The sequence below is a fragment of the Quadrisphaera setariae genome, assembly GCF_008041935.1.
GTDB classification, from domain to species: Bacteria; Actinomycetota; Actinomycetes; order Actinomycetales; family Quadrisphaeraceae; genus Quadrisphaera; species Quadrisphaera setariae.
Genome location: NZ_VKAC01000003.1, coordinates 282,327 through 298,235, shown reverse-complemented (window position 1 = coordinate 298,235; position 15,909 = coordinate 282,327). Strand labels below are relative to the sequence as shown.

Sequence of the window (15,909 nt, the reverse complement as noted above, 5' to 3'; positions counted from 1 at the left end):
AAGTGCCCGAGCAGCACGGCCGGCCGTCCGACCAGCCTGACCAGCCCGGAGAGGTGCCACCGCCGCAGCACGGGCAGTACGGCAGCGGCTACGGCGAGCAGCCCACCGAGCCCGGCACCGCGACGGCGCCGGGAGCGTCCGCCCCGTCCTACGGCCAGCAGGCCCCGCCCTACGGCCAGCAGCCGCCGCCCCCGCAGCAGGGGTACGCGCACCCGGGGCAGCAGGGGTACTCCGCGCCCGGCCCGCAGCAGGGCCACCCGCAGTCCGGGTACCAGCAGCAGGGCCACCCGCAGCAGGGCTACGCCCTCCCGGCGGAGATCAGCCCGCAGGACCAGCGCCTGTGGGCGTGCCTGGCGCACGTGTCGTCGATCGTCAGCTCGATCATCGGGCTGACCTTCGTGGGCCCTCTGGTGATCTACCTGGTGCTGAAGGACCGCGGCCACTTCGTCCGCAGCCAGGCCGCCGAGGCGCTGGACTTCCAGATCCTCGTGAACGTCGTGTTCCTGGCGCTCGGGGTCGTCTCCGTGGTCACGTTCGGCCTGGGCCTGCTGCTGTACCTGCCGGTCGGGGTCGCGGCGCTCGTGTTCGTGATCATCGCGGCGGTGAAGGCCAACCAGGGCGTCGACTACCGCTACCCGGTCAACTGGCGGCTCGTGAAGTGACGCCGGTGGCGTCGTCGTCCTGCCCATCCCAGCCGAGGAGGGCGCGGACGACGGCGTCGGCCAGCAGGCGCCCCCGCAGCGTCAGCCGCAGCCGCGGCTGGTCGGTGTCGGGGGCGCCGTCGCGTGCTGCGCCGGTCGCCGGGGGTTCCAGCAGGCCGTCGGCCACGAGGCGCGGCACCTGCGCGAGCCCGGCGGGCGGCACGAGCGCGGTCGGCAGCCCCTCGGCCAGGCGGACGCCGAGGAGCACGGCCTCGACCGCGCGGGCGTCGTCGTCGAGGACCTCCCGGCCCACCGCGGGGCTGGTGCCGGCGGCCAGGCGGCGGGCCCACGCGGCGGGGTGCTTGGCGTTCCACCAACGGACTCCGCCGACGTGGCTGTGCGCACCGGGGCCTGCGCCCCACCAGTCCTGGCCGCGCCAGTAGGCGACGTTGTGGCGGCAGGCGTCGGCGGGGGTGCGCGCCCAGTTGCTCACCTCGTACCAGCCGTAGCCGGCCTCGCGCAGGACGGCGTCGGCGAGCTCGTACTGGGCGGCCTCGTCGTCGGGGTCGGGCGCGGGCAGCTCGCCGCGGCGCACGCGGGCGGCCATGGCGGTGCCGTCCTCCACCACGAGGGCGTAGGCGGAGAGGTGGTCGGGCTCGCAGGCGAGCGCGGCGTCCAGGCTGGTGCGCCAGTCGTCCAGCGACTCCCCCGGCGCGCCGTAGATGAGGTCGAGGCTGACGGCCAGGCCCGCCTCGCGGGCCCAGCGGACGGCCTGCGGCACGCGGGCGGGGTCGTGGGTGCGCTCGAGGACGGCGAGGACGTGCGGCACCGCCGACTGCATGCCGAAGCTGACGCGCGTGTACCCGGCCTCCGCGAGCTCGGCGAGCGAGGCGGGGGTCACCGAGTCGGGGTTGGCCTCGGTGGTCACCTCCGCACCCGCGGCCAGGCCCAGGTGCTCACGCACGGCGTCGAGACCGCGGGCCAGGTCGGCGGCGGGCAGCAGCGTGGGCGTGCCGCCGCCGACGAAGACCGTGGAGACCTCGCGGCGCGGCAGGCCCGAGGCGTCGAGCACCCGTGCCGCGAGCGCCACCTCCTCCACGAGGGCGCCGGCGTAGCCGGCCTGGGAGGCGCCGGGCAGCTCGGGCGGACCGAGCTCGGAGGCGGTGTAGGTGTTGAAGTCGCAGTAGCCGCAGCGCACGCGGCAGAACGGCACGTGCAGGTAGACGCCGAGGTCGCGGGCTGCGGCGCTGACCGCCGCGGTCGGCGGGAGGAGCCCGTCGGCGGGGGCGGGGTCGCCGTCGGGCAGGGCGGGGCTCATCGCCGTCCATCGTCGCACCCGATCCCACCCCTGCCGCGCCTGACGGCGGGCAGTGCTGGGATGGGGGACGTGGGTGGAGGAGCTGCGAGCGCGCCCCGGCCGCTGCCTGCGGTGAGGCTGGAGGCGCTGTCGGAGGCCACCGACCCGCGCCTCCTCGCGTCCGTGCTGGCGCTCAGGCCGGGGCCCGGGCAAGACCGGTACTGCCTTCCAGCCTCCATGACGTACCCGCCCGCGAGCGCCGACCCGCTGCGTCTCCCGTTCGCGGTGATGGCGCAGCTGCCCGGTCCCGGCGCTGGGGAGCGCGTGGTCGGCTTCGGCACCCTCGACCGGCACGGCCAGCTCGAGCACCTCCTCGACGACCCGGCCCGCGGGCTGCTGCTGCGCGCCTTCTACGTGGGGCGCCCCCACCAGGGCCGCGGCTACGGGACGGCGGCCGCGCGGCAGGCGCGGGCGCTGGCGCACGCGCTGGAGCCGGAGGCGCAGCTGCTCGTGCTGTGCGTGCACGAGTCCAACACCGCCGCGCGCACCGCGTACGCCCGGGCGGGCTTCGCCGACAGCGGCGCGCGGTGGATGGCGCAGGCCGCAGACCCGCAGGTGGTCATGGTGGCGGCGCTGCAGCCCCGCTGACGAGCCGCGTCAGCGGCGGGCGACCACCTCCACCACCTCGCGCACGTCGGGGGCGAGGTCGAGGCCGCCGTCGGCGGCGCACGCCAGGAGGGTCCGCGCGTCAGCGGGGTCGGTCTGCGCCAGCCAACGGCCCACGCCCACCCCGTGGCCCGGCCGCGAGAGCACCTCCACGGGGTCACCGGCGGCGACCGTCCCCGCGCGCAGCACCCGCAGGTACGCCCCGGGAGCGCCGGAACGGGCGAAGCGCCTCACCCACCGCTCCTCGCCCATCCGGCGGGCGAAGGTGGCGCACGGCGTGCGGGGCATCGTCACCTCCACCTCGAGGGCGTCGTCTCCGGTGCCGATGCGCCAGCGCTCACCGACCTCCGCGCCGTCGACGTCGACCCCGGACGTGCGCAGGTTCTCCCCGAAGAGCCCGGGCGGCACCTCGCGCTCCAGCTCGGCGGCCCAGCGGTCGGCGGCCTCCTGCGCGTAGGCGTAGAGCGCCTTGTCGCGGCCGCCGTGGTCGTACCGGTCGGCCTGGACGTCGCCGTAGGCGCCCAGCGCCCGCACCCTGACCGGCCCGTCGACGGGCCGCTTGTCGATGGCGGTGACGCCGACGGTCCCGGCGTCGGGCAGCAGCTGGTGCACGCGGCAGACGGCGATCAGGGTTCCCACGGCGCCCGATCATGCCCCGGAGGTGGCGCTCAGGTGCATGATCGTGCGGGAGGGGGGCCTCCGCGACGGCAGGATGGGTGCTGTGGCGGTGAGGCTCGTGGTGGTGGGACCTGACGACGACGCGCTGCTCGCCGAGGCGCAGCACCTGCGCATCGGCGACGAGCAGGCGCGGTTCGCGAAGCCGCCGGCGGAGTCCTTCCCCCTGGCGCTCGCAGACCCCGCCCGCACGCCGTTCGTCGTCCTCAGCGGTGAGATCGAGGACGAGCGCGTGGTCGGCGCCGGGGTCCTCCACGCCGGTGCGGCAGCACCCGACCAGGACGCCGAGCTGGCGCAGCTGCTCACCGCCGCGGGCGGGGACCCGGCCACCGCGGTGCTGCTGCGCTCGTTCGTCATCGGGGAGCAGCACCAGGGCCGGGGGCCGGGACGGCCGCGGCCCGCGAGGCCGTGGCGCTGGCACCGGCCGTCGCGCCGGCCGCGCGCGTCGTCGTCCTGACGGTCAACGAGCGCAACCCCGCCGGCCTGCGGGCGTACGCGAAGGCCGGGTTCGCCGACGTCGGCCGCTACCTGGGCGGCGACGCCGGGCCGCAGCGGGCGATGACGGCCCGCTGCGGCTGACGGCTCACTTCTTGGCGGCGGCGTCCTTGCCGGTGGGCGCGTCGGTGGAGAGCGCGGCGATGAACGCCTCCTGGGGGACCTCCACGCGACCGACCATCTTCATGCGCTTCTTGCCCTCCTTCTGCTTCTCCAGCAGCTTGCGCTTGCGGGTGATGTCACCGCCGTAGCACTTGGCGAGGACGTCCTTGCGGATGGCCCGGACGGTCTCGCGGGCGATGACGCGCGCGCCGATCGCGGCCTGCACCGGCACCTCGAACTGCTGGCGCGGGATGAGCTCGCGCAGCTTGCTCGCCATCATCACGCCGTACGCGTAGGCCTTGTCCTTGTGGACGATGGCGCTGAACGCGTCGACCTGCTCGCCCTGCAGGAGGATGTCGACCTTGACGAGGTCGGCGGCCTGGTCCCCGTCGACGTCGTAGTCGAAGCTCGCGTACCCGCGGGTGCGCGACTTCAGCGCGTCGAAGAAGTCGAAGACGATCTCCGCCATGGGCAGGCGGTAGCGCATCTCCACCCGGTCCTCGGAGAGGTAGTCCATGCCCTGCAGCTCGCCGCGGCGCTGCTGGCACAGCTCCATGACGGTGCCGATGTAGTCGGCCGGGGTGAGCACGGTGGCCTTGACCACGGGCTCGCGGACCTCGGAGACCTTGCCCGAGGGGTACTCGCTGGGGTTGGTGACGGTGACCTCGCGGCCGTCGTCGAGGGTGACCTCGTAAACCACCGACGGCGCGGTGGAGATGAGGTCCAGCCCGAACTCGCGCTCCAGGCGGTCGCGGGTGATCTCCAGGTGCAGCAGCCCCAGGAAGCCGCAGCGGAACCCGAACCCCAGCGCCACCGACGTCTCCGGCTCGTAGGCCAGGGCGGCGTCGTTGAGCTTCAGCTTGTCGAGGGCGTCGCGCAGCAGCGGGTAGTCGGACCCGTCGATGGGGAACAGGCCCGAGAAGACCATGGGCTTGGGGTCCTCGTAGGCGCCGACCGGCTCGCTCGCCGGCTTGGACGCCGACGTCACCGTGTCGCCGACGCGGCTCTGCCGCACGTCCTTCACGCCGGTGATGAGGTAGCCCACCTCACCCACGCCCAGGCCCTCGGACGGGGTCGGCTCCGGGCTGGAGACGCCGATCTCCAGCAGGTCGTGCTGCGCGCGGGTCGACATCATGGCGATGCGCTCGCGGGGACGCAGCACACCGTCGACCACGCGCACGTAGGTGACCACGCCGCGGTAGGTGTCGTAGACGGAGTCGAAGATCATGGCTCGCGCCGGGGCGTCCGGGTCACCCACGGGGGCGGGGACGACGTCGACGATCCTGTCGAGCAGCGCCTCCACGCCCACGCCCGTCTTGCCGGAGACCCGCAGGACGTCGGCCGGGTCACCGCCCACCAGGCCGGCGAGCTCCTCGGCGTAGCGCTCGGGCTGCGCCGCCGGGAGGTCGATCTTGTTGAGCACGGGGACGATGGCGAGGTCGTTCTCCATCGCCAGGTACAGGTTGGCCAGCGTCTGGGCCTCGATGCCCTGGGCGGCGTCGACCAGCAGCACGGCGCCCTCGCAGGCCGCCAGGGACCGCGAGACCTCGTAGGTGAAGTCGACGTGCCCCGGCGTGTCGATCATGTTGAGCGCGTACGCCTGGCCGACCCGCCCCGGTGCTGTGCTCGTCTGGGGCGTCCACGGCATGCGGACGGCCTGGCTCTTGATGGTGATGCCGCGCTCGCGCTCGATGTCCATGCGGTCGAGGTACTGGGCGCGCATGGCGCGCGCGTCGACGATGCCGGTGATCTGCAGCATGCGGTCGGCCAGGGTCGACTTGCCGTGGTCGATGTGGGCGATGATGCAGAAGTTGCGGAGGCGCTCCGGCGCCGTGGACGCGGGCTGGATGCCCGCCAGCCCGGCGGACGACGACGTGGGGGACGCTGGCACTGGCCCATGCTCCCATGCAGCGGACCCGCCATCGGCGCCGACGGCGGTGGCGACCGGAGCCCGGTCCCGGGTGCTGGCAGCGGTGGCCCCATCCCGGTGACGACCTCGTCACTCCCACGGGTCCACCGCTGCCAGCACCGCACACCCAGGAGACAGCGGGACGAACCACCCGTACGGTGACGAACCACTCGAAGGCCCAGCCGGTCAGTCCGTCGACGAGCCGGCGCCCAGCACTCCGGGAGGTCCCCGTGCCCCGTCCCGTCCGTCGAGCCGCCCGCCGAGCCGCGCGCCCTGGCGGTCGGGGCCAGCGCGCCGCCGCGTCGGCCCTGGTCGCCGCCCTGGTCCTCCCGGCGGGTGCGCTGTCCGCCTCCGCCGCCGGCCTCGACCCGACCGCGCCCCCGGCCGCAGACGTCGAGGCCGCGGGCCCGCCCGCAGCCGCCGGCGCGGGCGCGGTCGGCGGCCCCACGGCCTCCGACCCGGCGAAGACCGGCACGGCCGCCCCTGCGCGCGCCGGCGAGCTGCTCGCCGCCGCGCAGGCCGCGGGGCTGCAGGTGCCCCAGCTCGACCTCGACCCGCTGACGGTCCCCGAGGTGCAGGAGCGCGTCGAGGCCGGCGACCTCACCGCCGAGGGCCTGACGGCCGCGTACCTGCAGCGCATCCGCGACGTCGACCCCCAGGTCGGTGCCGTCCTCGCACTCGACCCGACGGCGCTGGAGCAGGCGCGCGCCAGCGACGCCCACCGCGCCGCGCACGGCGCCCGCAGCCCGCTCGAGGGGGTGCCGGTGCTGCTCAAGGACAACATCGGCTCCGCCGGGCTGCCGACGACGGCGGGCTCTCGTGCGCTGCTGGGCAACCTCGCGCCCGACGCCTTCCTCACCGCGCAGCTGCGCGCGGCCGGCGCGGTGGTCATCGGCAAGGCGAACCTGTCGGAGTGGGCGAACTTCCGCTCCACCAGCGCCACCAGCGGCTGGAGCGGCGTCGGCGGGCAGACGCGCAACCCGTACGCCCTCGACCGGGACCCGTGCGGCTCGTCCTCCGGCTCGGGCGCCAGCGTGGCCGCCTCGCTGGCGCAGCTCGCCATCGGCACCGAGACGGACGGGTCGATCGTGTGCCCGGCGGCCACCAACGGCGTGGTCGGCGTGAAGCCGACGCTGGGCGTGGTCAGCCGCACCGGTGTGGTGCCGCTGTCGCTCGAGCAGGACACCGCCGGCCCGCTGGCCCGGCACGCCGTCGACGCGGCGCTGGCCATGGAGGTCCTCGACGGCACCGACGCTGCGGACCCGGCCACGCTGGAGCGCCCGGACGGCGTCGACACGTCCTTCGGTCGCGTGGCGGAGGGCAACGGCCCGTCGCTGTCCGGGGCCCGCCTCGGCTACTGGACGCTCACGCCGGAGCAGTCCGCCGCCGTCGACGACCGCACCGAGGCCGTCTACGCCTCCGCGGTGACCGCGATGCAGGCGGCCGGGGCGACGCTCGTGCCGGTGCAGCTGCCCGACCAGGACGCGGTCGGGGCCGGGGAGGGCCTGGCCCTGGGACCGGAGTTCGAGCGCGACGTCGACGCCCACCTGGGCGGGCTCGGCGCCGGGGCCGCCGGCGCGCCGCTGCCGAAGACCCTCGACGACCTGATCGCCTTCAACGCCGCCGACCCGGTGGAGCTGGCCCTGTTCGGCCAGGAGACCTTCACCACCGCCGCCTCCGGGCCGAGCGCGGACTCCCCGCAGGTCGCTGCGGCCCGCGCGGACGCGCGGCGGCTGGCGCGCGCCTCGATCGACACCGTGCTCGCGCAGGGGCCCGGCGGCGACGACGACCTCGCGGCCGTCGTCTCGCTGACGGGAACGCCGCCGGACCTCATCAGCTACCAGAACACCGACGGCGAGCCGCCGGCGTTCGTCTACGCCAGCTCCACCCCGGCCGCGGTCGCGGGGTACCCGGCGGTCACCGTGCCGGCGGGCTTCGCCGGCCCCGGCGACGTGCTGCCGGTGGGGGTGACCTTCACCGGCGCCCGGTGGGACGACGTGGACGTGCTCGGCTACGCGGCGGCCTTCGAGGCCGCCGTCGACGCCCGCAGGGCCCCGCGCCTGCTCCCGACCGCCGGCTGACCGGCACCCGACGTCGTCGTCCTCCCCGGCGCACCGGGGAGGACGACGACCGGGCCGCGGGGTCGGCTCAGGCCAGGCGGGTGATGTCCACCTTGACGACCATCTCCGAGGGCGCGCTGCCCGCGTAGACGCCCTTGAGCGGCGGCACGTCGGAGTACTCGCGGCCGCGGGCCACGATGACGTGCCGGTCCCCCGGGGGGACGTCGTTGGTGGGGTCCCAGCCGAACCACTCCCCGGTCCACCACTCCACCCAGGCGTGGGACTCCCCCGTCACCGTGGTGCCCACGGGCGCCGACGGGTCGGGGTGCAGGTAGCCGGAGACGTAGCGCGCGGGGATGCCCGCGGTGCGCAGTGCGCCGAGGGCGAGGTGCGCCATGTCCTGGCAGACCCCGGCGCGCTCGCCCCAGGCGTCGGCCGCGTGCGAGTGCACCCCGGTGGCGCCGGCCACGTAGCGGACCTCGCGGTGCAGCAGGGAGCACACCTCAGCGGCGAGGTCGTCGGGGCTGGCGCCGGAGGCGGCCAGCGACCGGACGCGGTCGGCGAGCTCCTCCGGCGGGGCGGTCGCGCGGGAGGTGGCGAGCAGCTCGACCATCTCGTCGGCGGCGCGCGGGTCGCGCAGGACGTCCCAGCCACCGCCGGGGGCGGGGGTGCCGGGCCGGTCCACCTCCACGGTGGAGGTGGCGGTGACGGCCAGCTCCGAGTGCGGCTCGTGCACCTCGAACACGGTCACCTGGGAGCCCCAGTAGTCGTGGTAGACGTGCTGCCACGGCGCGGGGCGGACCTCCAGGCGCGTGCGCAGCGCCGTCTGCTCCGGCGTGGTCATGGGGGCCACCCGCACCTCGTTGTAGGAGCTGGTGACCGGCGTGCCGTACCGGTATCCGGTGTGGTGCGCGATGCGCAGCCGCGCGCTCATGCGGTGCCTCCCACCCAGGTCAGCGCCTCGGCGCTGGAGAAGTACCGACGGGCCACCGCGTCGGAGGCGGCCGAGCAGGTGCGCTGCACGCGCTCCATCTCGTCGGGCAGGTGCGCCAGGACGTCGGTCAGCGGGCGGTACTCCAGCTCCGCCCGTGCCCGTCCCAGGCGCCGCTGGGCCTCGTCGAAGACGCCGGCCCGCTGCCCGCTCGACTCCAGGTCCGCCAGGCACTTCTCCGCCTGCGCCAGCGCGTGGACGATCGAGCGCGGGAAGAGCCTGTCGAGCAGGAGGAACTCCGCGGCCTCGGTCTCGTCCTCCAGGCCGCGGTAGGTGCGCAGGAACGTCTCGTGCGCGCCGCAGGCCCGCAGCAGCGACGGCCAGCGGCTCGCCGGCCCGCCCAGGCTCGCGGTGGAGGTGATGAGGCGGGCCGTCATGTCGGCGCGCTCGATGCTGCGACCCAGCACGAGGAACAGCCAGCCGTCGTCGCGGCTCATCGTGGAGTCGGCGATGCCCGTGACGGTGGACGTGCGGTCGCGCACCCACGCGAAGAACGTGTGGGGGCTCACCGCGCGCCAGCGCCCCGACGGGACGGCGTTGTAGGCGGTGTTGAGCACCTCCCACATCTCGGTGGAGACCGTCTCGCGGGCCCGGCGGGCGTTCTCGCGGGCGCCGCCGATGGAGGCCACGATCGACGCGCTCGAGAACGGGTCGTAGCCGAGCCGGTCGAGCACGGTGCGGCGGTCGGCGACCGCCGCGGCGCCGTCCTCACCGACCTGGCCGGGCTCCAGGGGCGCGCCCATGACCGCCAGGAGGTTGGCGCAGGCGGTGCCCTCGTCCAGCCACGGGTCCTCCACGAGCAGCTGCAGCTGCACGTCGAGCAGGCGGGCGGTGTCCTCCGCACGCTCCACGTAGCGCCCGATCCAGAACAGCGCCTCGGCGATGCGGCTCAGCACGGCTGCCCCTCCCCTGTCTGCGCTGCCTGCTGCTGCTGCTGCTGCTGGTCCCTGACGTCCGCGGTCCCGGCGACGCCGGGCCCGCGGTCCGGAGGTGCACCCGGCAGCGTCGGTGCGGCGGCCGAGCGGGTGCGCGACGGCGCTGCCTCGTCGGGCCTGTCGTCGGCGAGCACCCAGGTGTCCTTGCTGCCGCCGCCCTGGGAGGAGTTGACCACCAGCTCCCCCTCGGGCAGCGCCACGCGCGTCAGACCACCGGGCAGCACCCACACCCGCGAGCCGTCGTTGACGGCGAACGGGCGCAGGTCCACGTGACGGGGGGCCACGCGGTCCCCCACCAGGGTCGGCACGGTGGACAGGCGCACCACCGGCTGTGCGATCCAGCCGCGCGGGTCGGCGCTGACGCGCGCCCGCAGCTGCTCCAGCTGCGCCGGGCTCGCCGCGGGACCGATGACGATGCCCTTGCCCCCGGAGCCGTCGACGGGCTTGACCACCAGCTCGGCGAGCCTGTCGAAGACCTCCTCGCGGGCCTCGCGCTCCTCCAGCCGCCAGGTGGGCACGTTGGGGAGCACCGGCTCCTCGTCCAGGTAGTAGCGGACCAGGTCGGGCACGTAGGTGTAGAGCAGCTTGTCGTCGGCGACGCCGTTGCCGATGCCGTTGGCGATCGTCACGTTGCCCGCGCGGGCGGCGTTGAGCAGGCCCGGGCAGCCGAGCATCGAGTCGGAGCGGAAGTGCACCGGGTCGAGGTACTCGTCGTCCACGCGCCGGTAGACCACGTGCACGGGCCGCAGGCCGGCCGTGGTCCTCATGTGCAGCCGGCCGCCTCGGCAGACGAGGTCGCGGCCCTCCACCAGCTCGATGCCCATGCTGCGGGCGAGCAGCGCGTGCTCGAAGTAGGCGCTGTTGTAGACGCCGGGGGTCAGGACCACGACGGTCGGGTCCTCGATGCCCACCGGCGCCGCCGCGCGCAGGGCGGCCAGCAGCCGGCGGGGGTAGGCCGCGACGGGGCGGATCCGCTGGTCGCTGAACGCCTCGGGCATCGCACCGGCCATGGCCGAGCGGTTGGTGAGCACGTAGCTGACGCCGGAGGGCACGCGGACGTTGTCCTCCAGCACCCGGAAGACGCCGTCGGCGTCGCGGATGAGGTCGACCCCGGCCACGTGCACGCGCACGCCGTTGGGCGGCTCGATGCCGGCCACCACGCGGTGGAAGTGCGAGGAGGACGTGATGACCCCCCGGGGGACCACGCCGTCCTCCACGGCGCGCATCGGACCGTAGGCGTCGGCGAGGAAGGCCTCGAGCGCGCGGACCCGCTGCGCCACGCCGGCCTCCACCACGGCCCACTCCTGGGCGCTGACCACCCGGGGGACGACGTCGAGCGGGAACGGCCGCTCCTCCCCGCCCACGGCGAAGGTGATGCCCTTGTCGGTGTAGGAGGTGGCCAGCGCGTCGGCGCGGCCCCGCAGGTCGCGCACCGCCGTGCTCGCCAGCGCCGCGTGCACGGGCGCGCTCGCCTCGCGCACCGACCCGTCCGCGGTGAACATCTCGTCCCACGCGCCGCTCGCCGCCGAGGCCTCGCCGTACCCGTCGAAGAGGCCCCCGGAGAGCTCGTCCACACCACCGCCAGCGCTGCTGGCCGACGACCCCACGTCCATGGTCGCGACCGTATCGATGCGGAGGCTCCGTGGGCACGCTGACCGCCAAGTCGCTGGCGAGTCTCGGGCGCGTCCTGGCGCCCCGGGTGACGGGTCGACGAGCGCGTCGCGGGGTGCTTCCCGGCGCTGGTAACCTGGGTGGCTGCGCGCGCTCCGCCCACCTGCGACGGGGCCGCACGAGGGCTTCGGCGGTCGGGGCACCAGCTGCCACCGCCCGCCACCAGCACAGTTCAAAGACCCCAGACGCGACGGAGAGACCGGCCCGTGGCCAACATCAAGTCCCAGATCAAGCGCATCCGCACCAACGAGGCTGCCCGCCTGCGCAACAAAGCCGTGAAGTCCGAGCTGCGCACCGCCGTTCGCCACGTCCGCGAGGCCGTCGCCGCTGGTGACGCCGAGAAGGCCACCGCCGCGCTGCAGGTGGCCGGGCGCAAGCTCGACAAGGCCGCCTCCAAGGGCGTCATCCACTCCAACCAGGCCGCCAACCGCAAGTCGGCCCTGGCGAAGACGGTGTCCAGCGCCTCCTGAGGCAGGGGCACCACAGCTCTCCTCGAAGGGCGGGGACGGACGCGAGTCCGTCCCCGCCCTTCGTCGTCCCCGCCACGGGTCGAGCGCGTGCGCGCCACACCGGCGGGGAGCCTGAGCGCCAGCGGGGAGCCTCAGTGCCGGGTGCAGCGCCGGAAGCGGCACCCAGCCTCCACACCTGGCCCGGGGCTCGCTGGCCTCCCCCGGTGGGAGACCACGCGTCCGCGCGCCGCGTCAGCCGGCGCGGGCGGCGGTGATGGCGATGACCGCCTTCTCCACCGCGTAGCGGGGGTCTCGCCCGCCGCCCTTGACCGCCTCGTCGGCCTCGGCCAGCGCGGTGATGCTGGCGGCGATGCCGTCGGGGGTCCACCCGCGCAGAGCGTCGCGCGTGGTGCGCACCTGCCAGGGCGCCATCCCCAGGCCCTTCGCGAGGACGTCCGGCGATCCGCGGCCGGCAGAGGCGACCTTCGCCATGCCCCGCAGCTTCAGCGCCAGCGCGGCGACCAGGGGCACCGGGTCGAGCCCGGACTCGAGGGCCTGGCGCAGCAGCCGCAGCGCCTCGGCGCGCTGACCCGCCACCGCCGCGTCGGCCACCTTGAAGCCGGTGACCTCGGCGCGGCCGCCGTAGTAGCGGTCGACGTCGTCGGCGGTGAGCCGAGCGGCGCGGCCGCCCTGCCCGGCCCCGCGGGGCACGTCCGCCGCCAGCTGCGAGCACGCTGCCGCCAGCGAGCGCAGGTCCGACCCGACGGCCAGGAGGAGGGCGTCCAGGGCGTCGTCGTCGATGGCCCGGCCGTGCGAGCGCAGCTCGGTCTGCGCGAAGGCGCGCTGCTCAGCGGAGGTCTTCACGGCCGGGCACTCGACGAGCACGGCCCCCGGCACCTCACGGGCCGCCTTCAGCAGCGCACCGGCACGGGCACCTCCAGCGTGGCGGAGCAGCAGGACGACGTCGTCGGGGAGGGTCCCCAGAGCGGCCCCCACGTCGGTCACGAGCGCGTCTGACGCGCCCTCGAGGCCCGCCACCACCACCAGCCGCGCCTCTTCGAAGAGCGACGGGCTGGTCCACTGCGAGAGCTCCCCGGAGCGGTAGGCGGCCGCCTCCACGGTGACGACCTCGAGGTCCGGCGAGCGGTCGCGGCAGGCGTTCCGCACGCGCTCCACGGCGCGGTCGGCGAGCAGCTGCTCGGGGCCGGTGACCAGCACCACGGGGCCGGGCTCGGCCTGGTGCCACGGGACGCCCTGGGCGACGCCCTGACCGCGAGCCCCGGTGGAGCGGCTGCGGGTGGCGGAGCGGGCTGCGGGCACGGACCCACCCTGCCACGGGCGTCTGACGCTGATCACGAGCGCCACCCGCGCCGGCCTGGCCGCCGCTCCGGCGGACGCCCCGCCCGCACCGGCCAGACCCACCGGGCGAGGAGGCGCACGGCCAGCACGAGCACCACGGACACGAGTGCCAGCAGCACGGCTGGACCGGGCCCCTGCGGCCACGGGAGCAGAGCCACCGGAGAGGAGGCGCCCGTGCGCGCCACCACGGCCACCCACTGCGCAGCCAGGCCCCCTCCGTGCGCGCACAGGGCCGCCGCCCAGCGCCCCACGGGTCCCAGCGGCTCCAGGAGGGCTGCGAGGAGCCCCAGCAGCGTGGCGGGCGCGACGGCGGGCCCGGCCAGCGCGTTGGCGGGCACCGCCAGCAGCGGCACCCCGGGTGCGAGCAGCAGCACCACCGGGGCGCACACCAGCTGCGCCGCGAGCGGCACCGCCACGGCAGCCGACGCTCCCGTGACCAGCGCGTCGCGGACCGGGGTCGCGCGCCGCCCCGGCACCCGCCCCCGCAGCAGGGGACGTGCCAGCGCCGCCGCCCACACCGGCGCGAGCAGCAGCAGGGCCCCTGTGGCCAGCACGGACAGCGCGAACCCGGCCTGCCGGCTGAGCCAGGGATCTGCGACCAGCAGGACGACGACGGCGAGGCACAGCGCGGGCAGGCCGCCTCCGCCCCGGGAGAGCAGGCTCCCGAGCACCGCGGCCAGCCCCATCGCCGCCGCACGGAGCACGCTGGGCTCACCTCCCGCGAGCGCGGCGTACGCCACCAGGGCCGCACCCGCCAGGAGCAGCCGGGGGCGGCGGCGGGCGCCGGCGGCGGTGGCGACCACGAGCACCGCCCCCGCCACGAGCGCGGTGTTCCCCCCGGAGACGGACGTGAGGTGCGTCAGCCCGGTGGCCCGCATCGCCGCGTCGAGGTCTTCGGGGACGGCGGTGGTGTCCCCGACCACCAGGCCGGGCAGCAGCCCCCGCGCGTCCGCGGGCAGCGGCGCACACACGGCTACCAGCCCCTCGCGCAGCCGCTGGCCGGTGGCCGCGAGCAGCCCGGTGGCCGGCCGCAGCTGCGGCGCGCGGACCGCGAGGAGGACGGCGGCGGCCGGGTCGGCGCGGCCCGTCGGCTGGAGGCGCCCCACGGCGCGCACCCGGTCGCCGCGTCGGACGCCGTCCCAGCCCGCTCCCCCGACCACGAGCACCTCGGCGTGCGCCGCTGACGTGCTCCCGCGGCCGCTGACCGTGCGAGCGTCGAGCCGCACCACCCAGCGAGGACTCGCGGTCGCCCAGGAGCGCGCCGGGTCGGGCCTGGTGCGGACGGCGTCGGAGGCGGCGACGCCCTCCACGACCGCGGTGGCCTGCTCGACGGCGAGAGGCTGCAGGAGGCCGGCGGAGCGCTCCAGCCGACCCGCGCCCACCGACACCGCGACCGCCGCGACCACCACCGCCGCCAGGGCCGCCCCGCCGGCGCGGCGGCGCACCGCGCACCCGGCGGCCATCGCGATGCCGACCAGCGCCACCACCGCGAGCACCGCCGCGGGGACGACGAGGGCGAGCGCCGCCCACCCCCAGGCCGCGGCGGCGGCGGGCAGGAGGCGAGCGTCCAGCGGGCGGGCGCCTGCCGTCCCGTGCGCGCCCTGCGCCGGGTCGTGGGCGGCGGGCAGCAGCAGGCGCAGCGCCGGGTGCCTGCTCACTCCGGCTCCCCCGGCATCACACGACGAGCAGCGGGGTGAGCCGCGCCAGAGCGGCTGGGCCGAATCCGGGCACCTCGCCGAGCTCTTCCACGGACGTGAAGCGTCCGTGCTCGCTCCGCCAGTCGAGGATCCGCTGGGCCAGCACCGGCCCGAAGCCGGGCAGGGCGTCGAGCTCGGCGAGGGTGGCGCTGTTGAGGTCCACGGGGCCGGCGGCAGCCCCCGCTGCAGTTCCGGCAGCGCTGCCCCCGGCGGCGGAGATGCCTGAGACCGAGGTGGGCCGCGTCCCAGCAGGAGCCGGCTGGGCGCTGGGCAGCTGCTCTCCCGGCGCCGGCACCACGAGCTGCTCGCCGTCCACGAGCACCCGGGCCAGGTTCACCCGCCGCAGGTCGGCCCCCGGACGCGCCCCGCCGGCGGCGCGGACCGCGTCGTCGACGCGCGAGCCGGCCGGCAGGCGGACCAGCCCGGGCCTCTCCACCTGGCCGACCACGTCGACCACGACCTCCCCCGTCCCCCCTCCCGCCCCGGGAGCCGAGGCGCCGGGCTGCGTGCCCGGTGGACCCGCGGGGTGCGCGGAGGACGACGACGACAGCGGCGCAGGCGTGCGCACCGGCACGGCCACGCCCGGCGTCGGCGTGGGCACCGACGCCCCGCCCGAGGCAGCGGCGGACAGCACCAGCAGCACCACGACCGCGGCGACGACGACCAGGGCTCCGACCGCCGCCGAGGTCGGCAGCGACCACCGCGCCTCCCCCAGCCGCTCCGCCAGCGAGGGCCGCCAGGCCTGCTCCGCCTCGCGGGCGTCCCGGCGGGACCCCGCCCGCAGCGCCGCCCGGTCCCTGACCGCGGGGACGGCGGGGACGCCGTCGTCGGCGTCGTCGTCCTCCTGCCAGCCCGAGCCGGGCGCCCCGTCCAGCACCCCACCAGGCTGGCCCGCGGCGCCGCTCCCCGGACCGCAGCGACGAGCGCCTGTGGACGGAGCCCCGTGGGAGGGGCCCGCCGCC

At 76.3% G+C, this 15,909-nt stretch carries 15 protein-coding genes; 6 read left to right on the top strand and 9 right to left on the bottom strand.

The features are described from left to right. The first annotated feature begins 2 nt into the window (after positions 1–2). Positions 3–662 carry a DUF4870 domain-containing protein gene (locus FMM08_RS06675; protein WP_147925560.1) on the top strand — a complete coding sequence of 220 codons (660 nt, stop codon included), beginning with the start codon at positions 3–5 and terminating at the stop codon, positions 660–662. Here FMM08_RS06675 and hemW read toward each other — a convergent pair. Then, on the bottom strand, positions 640–1,959 hold the full coding sequence (gene hemW, locus FMM08_RS06670) for a radical SAM family heme chaperone HemW (protein WP_147925559.1): 1,320 nt from the start codon (positions 1,957–1,959) through the stop codon (positions 640–642). The genes FMM08_RS06675 and hemW overlap by 23 nt on opposite strands. A gap of 69 nt (positions 1,960–2,028) precedes the next feature. Here hemW and FMM08_RS06665 point away from each other — a divergent pair, with 69 nt between their 5' ends. After that, positions 2,029–2,586 (top strand): GNAT family N-acetyltransferase, encoded by a 558-nt coding sequence (locus tag FMM08_RS06665; RefSeq protein ID WP_187279595.1) that lies wholly within the window; start codon positions 2,029–2,031, stop codon positions 2,584–2,586. A gap of 9 nt (positions 2,587–2,595) precedes the next feature. Here the strand turns inward: FMM08_RS06665 and FMM08_RS06660 are convergent, their stop codons facing one another. Further along, positions 2,596–3,243, bottom strand: coding sequence for an MOSC domain-containing protein (locus tag FMM08_RS06660; RefSeq protein ID WP_147925557.1), 648 nt, complete (start codon positions 3,241–3,243; stop codon positions 2,596–2,598). Positions 3,244–3,325: 82 nt separating this feature from the next. Between FMM08_RS06660 and FMM08_RS06655 the strand changes: the two genes are divergently transcribed. Beyond that, positions 3,326–3,736, top strand: coding sequence for a hypothetical protein (locus FMM08_RS06655; RefSeq protein WP_147925556.1), 411 nt, complete (start codon positions 3,326–3,328; stop codon positions 3,734–3,736). Beyond that, positions 3,688–3,858, top strand: a complete 171-nt coding sequence (locus FMM08_RS22915; RefSeq protein WP_187279594.1) for a hypothetical protein — start codon at positions 3,688–3,690, stop codon at positions 3,856–3,858. The genes FMM08_RS06655 and FMM08_RS22915 overlap by 49 nt, the downstream gene beginning before the upstream one ends. Positions 3,859–3,862: 4 nt before the next feature. Here FMM08_RS22915 and lepA read toward each other — a convergent pair whose 3' ends face one another. Then, on the bottom strand, positions 3,863–5,767 hold the full coding sequence (lepA, locus tag FMM08_RS06650) for a translation elongation factor 4 (protein WP_369431672.1): 1,905 nt from the start codon (positions 5,765–5,767) through the stop codon (positions 3,863–3,865). Between the two features lie 248 nt (positions 5,768–6,015). Between lepA and FMM08_RS06645 the strand changes: the two genes are divergently transcribed. Beyond that, positions 6,016–7,866, top strand: coding sequence for an amidase family protein (locus FMM08_RS06645; RefSeq protein WP_222710486.1), 1,851 nt, complete (start codon positions 6,016–6,018; stop codon positions 7,864–7,866). Between the two features lie 67 nt (positions 7,867–7,933). On the opposite strand, the gene FMM08_RS06640 is transcribed toward FMM08_RS06645, so the two are convergent. The 3 genes from FMM08_RS06640 to FMM08_RS06630 are packed head-to-tail and all read right to left on the bottom strand — an operon-like array spanning position 7,934 to position 11,384. Beyond that, a complete protein-coding gene (locus FMM08_RS06640) occupies positions 7,934–8,779 on the bottom strand; it encodes a transglutaminase family protein (RefSeq protein ID WP_147925554.1) in 846 nt (281 codons plus the stop codon). Further along, positions 8,776–9,732, bottom strand: coding sequence for an alpha-E domain-containing protein (locus tag FMM08_RS06635; protein WP_147925553.1), 957 nt, complete (start codon positions 9,730–9,732; stop codon positions 8,776–8,778). The genes FMM08_RS06640 and FMM08_RS06635 overlap by 4 nt, the downstream gene beginning before the upstream one ends. After that, on the bottom strand, positions 9,726–11,384 hold the full coding sequence (locus FMM08_RS06630; protein ID WP_147925552.1) for a circularly permuted type 2 ATP-grasp protein: 1,659 nt from the start codon (positions 11,382–11,384) through the stop codon (positions 9,726–9,728). The genes FMM08_RS06635 and FMM08_RS06630 overlap by 7 nt, the downstream gene beginning before the upstream one ends. Before the next feature lie 264 nt (positions 11,385–11,648). Between FMM08_RS06630 and rpsT the strand changes: the two genes are divergently transcribed. Further along, positions 11,649–11,912: a 30S ribosomal protein S20 gene (gene rpsT, locus FMM08_RS06625; RefSeq protein ID WP_147925551.1), complete on the top strand. Its 264-nt coding sequence runs from the start codon at positions 11,649–11,651 to the stop codon at positions 11,910–11,912. A 231-nt stretch (positions 11,913–12,143) separates the two neighbouring features. Here the strand turns inward: rpsT and holA are convergent, their stop codons facing one another. From holA to FMM08_RS06610, 3 genes are read right to left on the bottom strand one after another with little or no spacing between them, the layout of a single operon-like run. Next, positions 12,144–13,211, bottom strand: a complete 1,068-nt coding sequence (holA, locus tag FMM08_RS06620) for a DNA polymerase III subunit delta (protein ID WP_222710485.1) — start codon at positions 13,209–13,211, stop codon at positions 12,144–12,146. A gap of 32 nt (positions 13,212–13,243) precedes the next feature. Further along, positions 13,244–14,908, bottom strand: coding sequence for a ComEC/Rec2 family competence protein (locus tag FMM08_RS06615; RefSeq protein WP_147925550.1), 1,665 nt, complete (start codon positions 14,906–14,908; stop codon positions 13,244–13,246). A 16-nt stretch (positions 14,909–14,924) separates the two neighbouring features. After that, positions 14,925–15,824, bottom strand: a complete 900-nt coding sequence (locus tag FMM08_RS06610; RefSeq protein ID WP_222710484.1) for a ComEA family DNA-binding protein — start codon at positions 15,822–15,824, stop codon at positions 14,925–14,927. Positions 15,825–15,909: the final 85 nt, after the last annotated feature.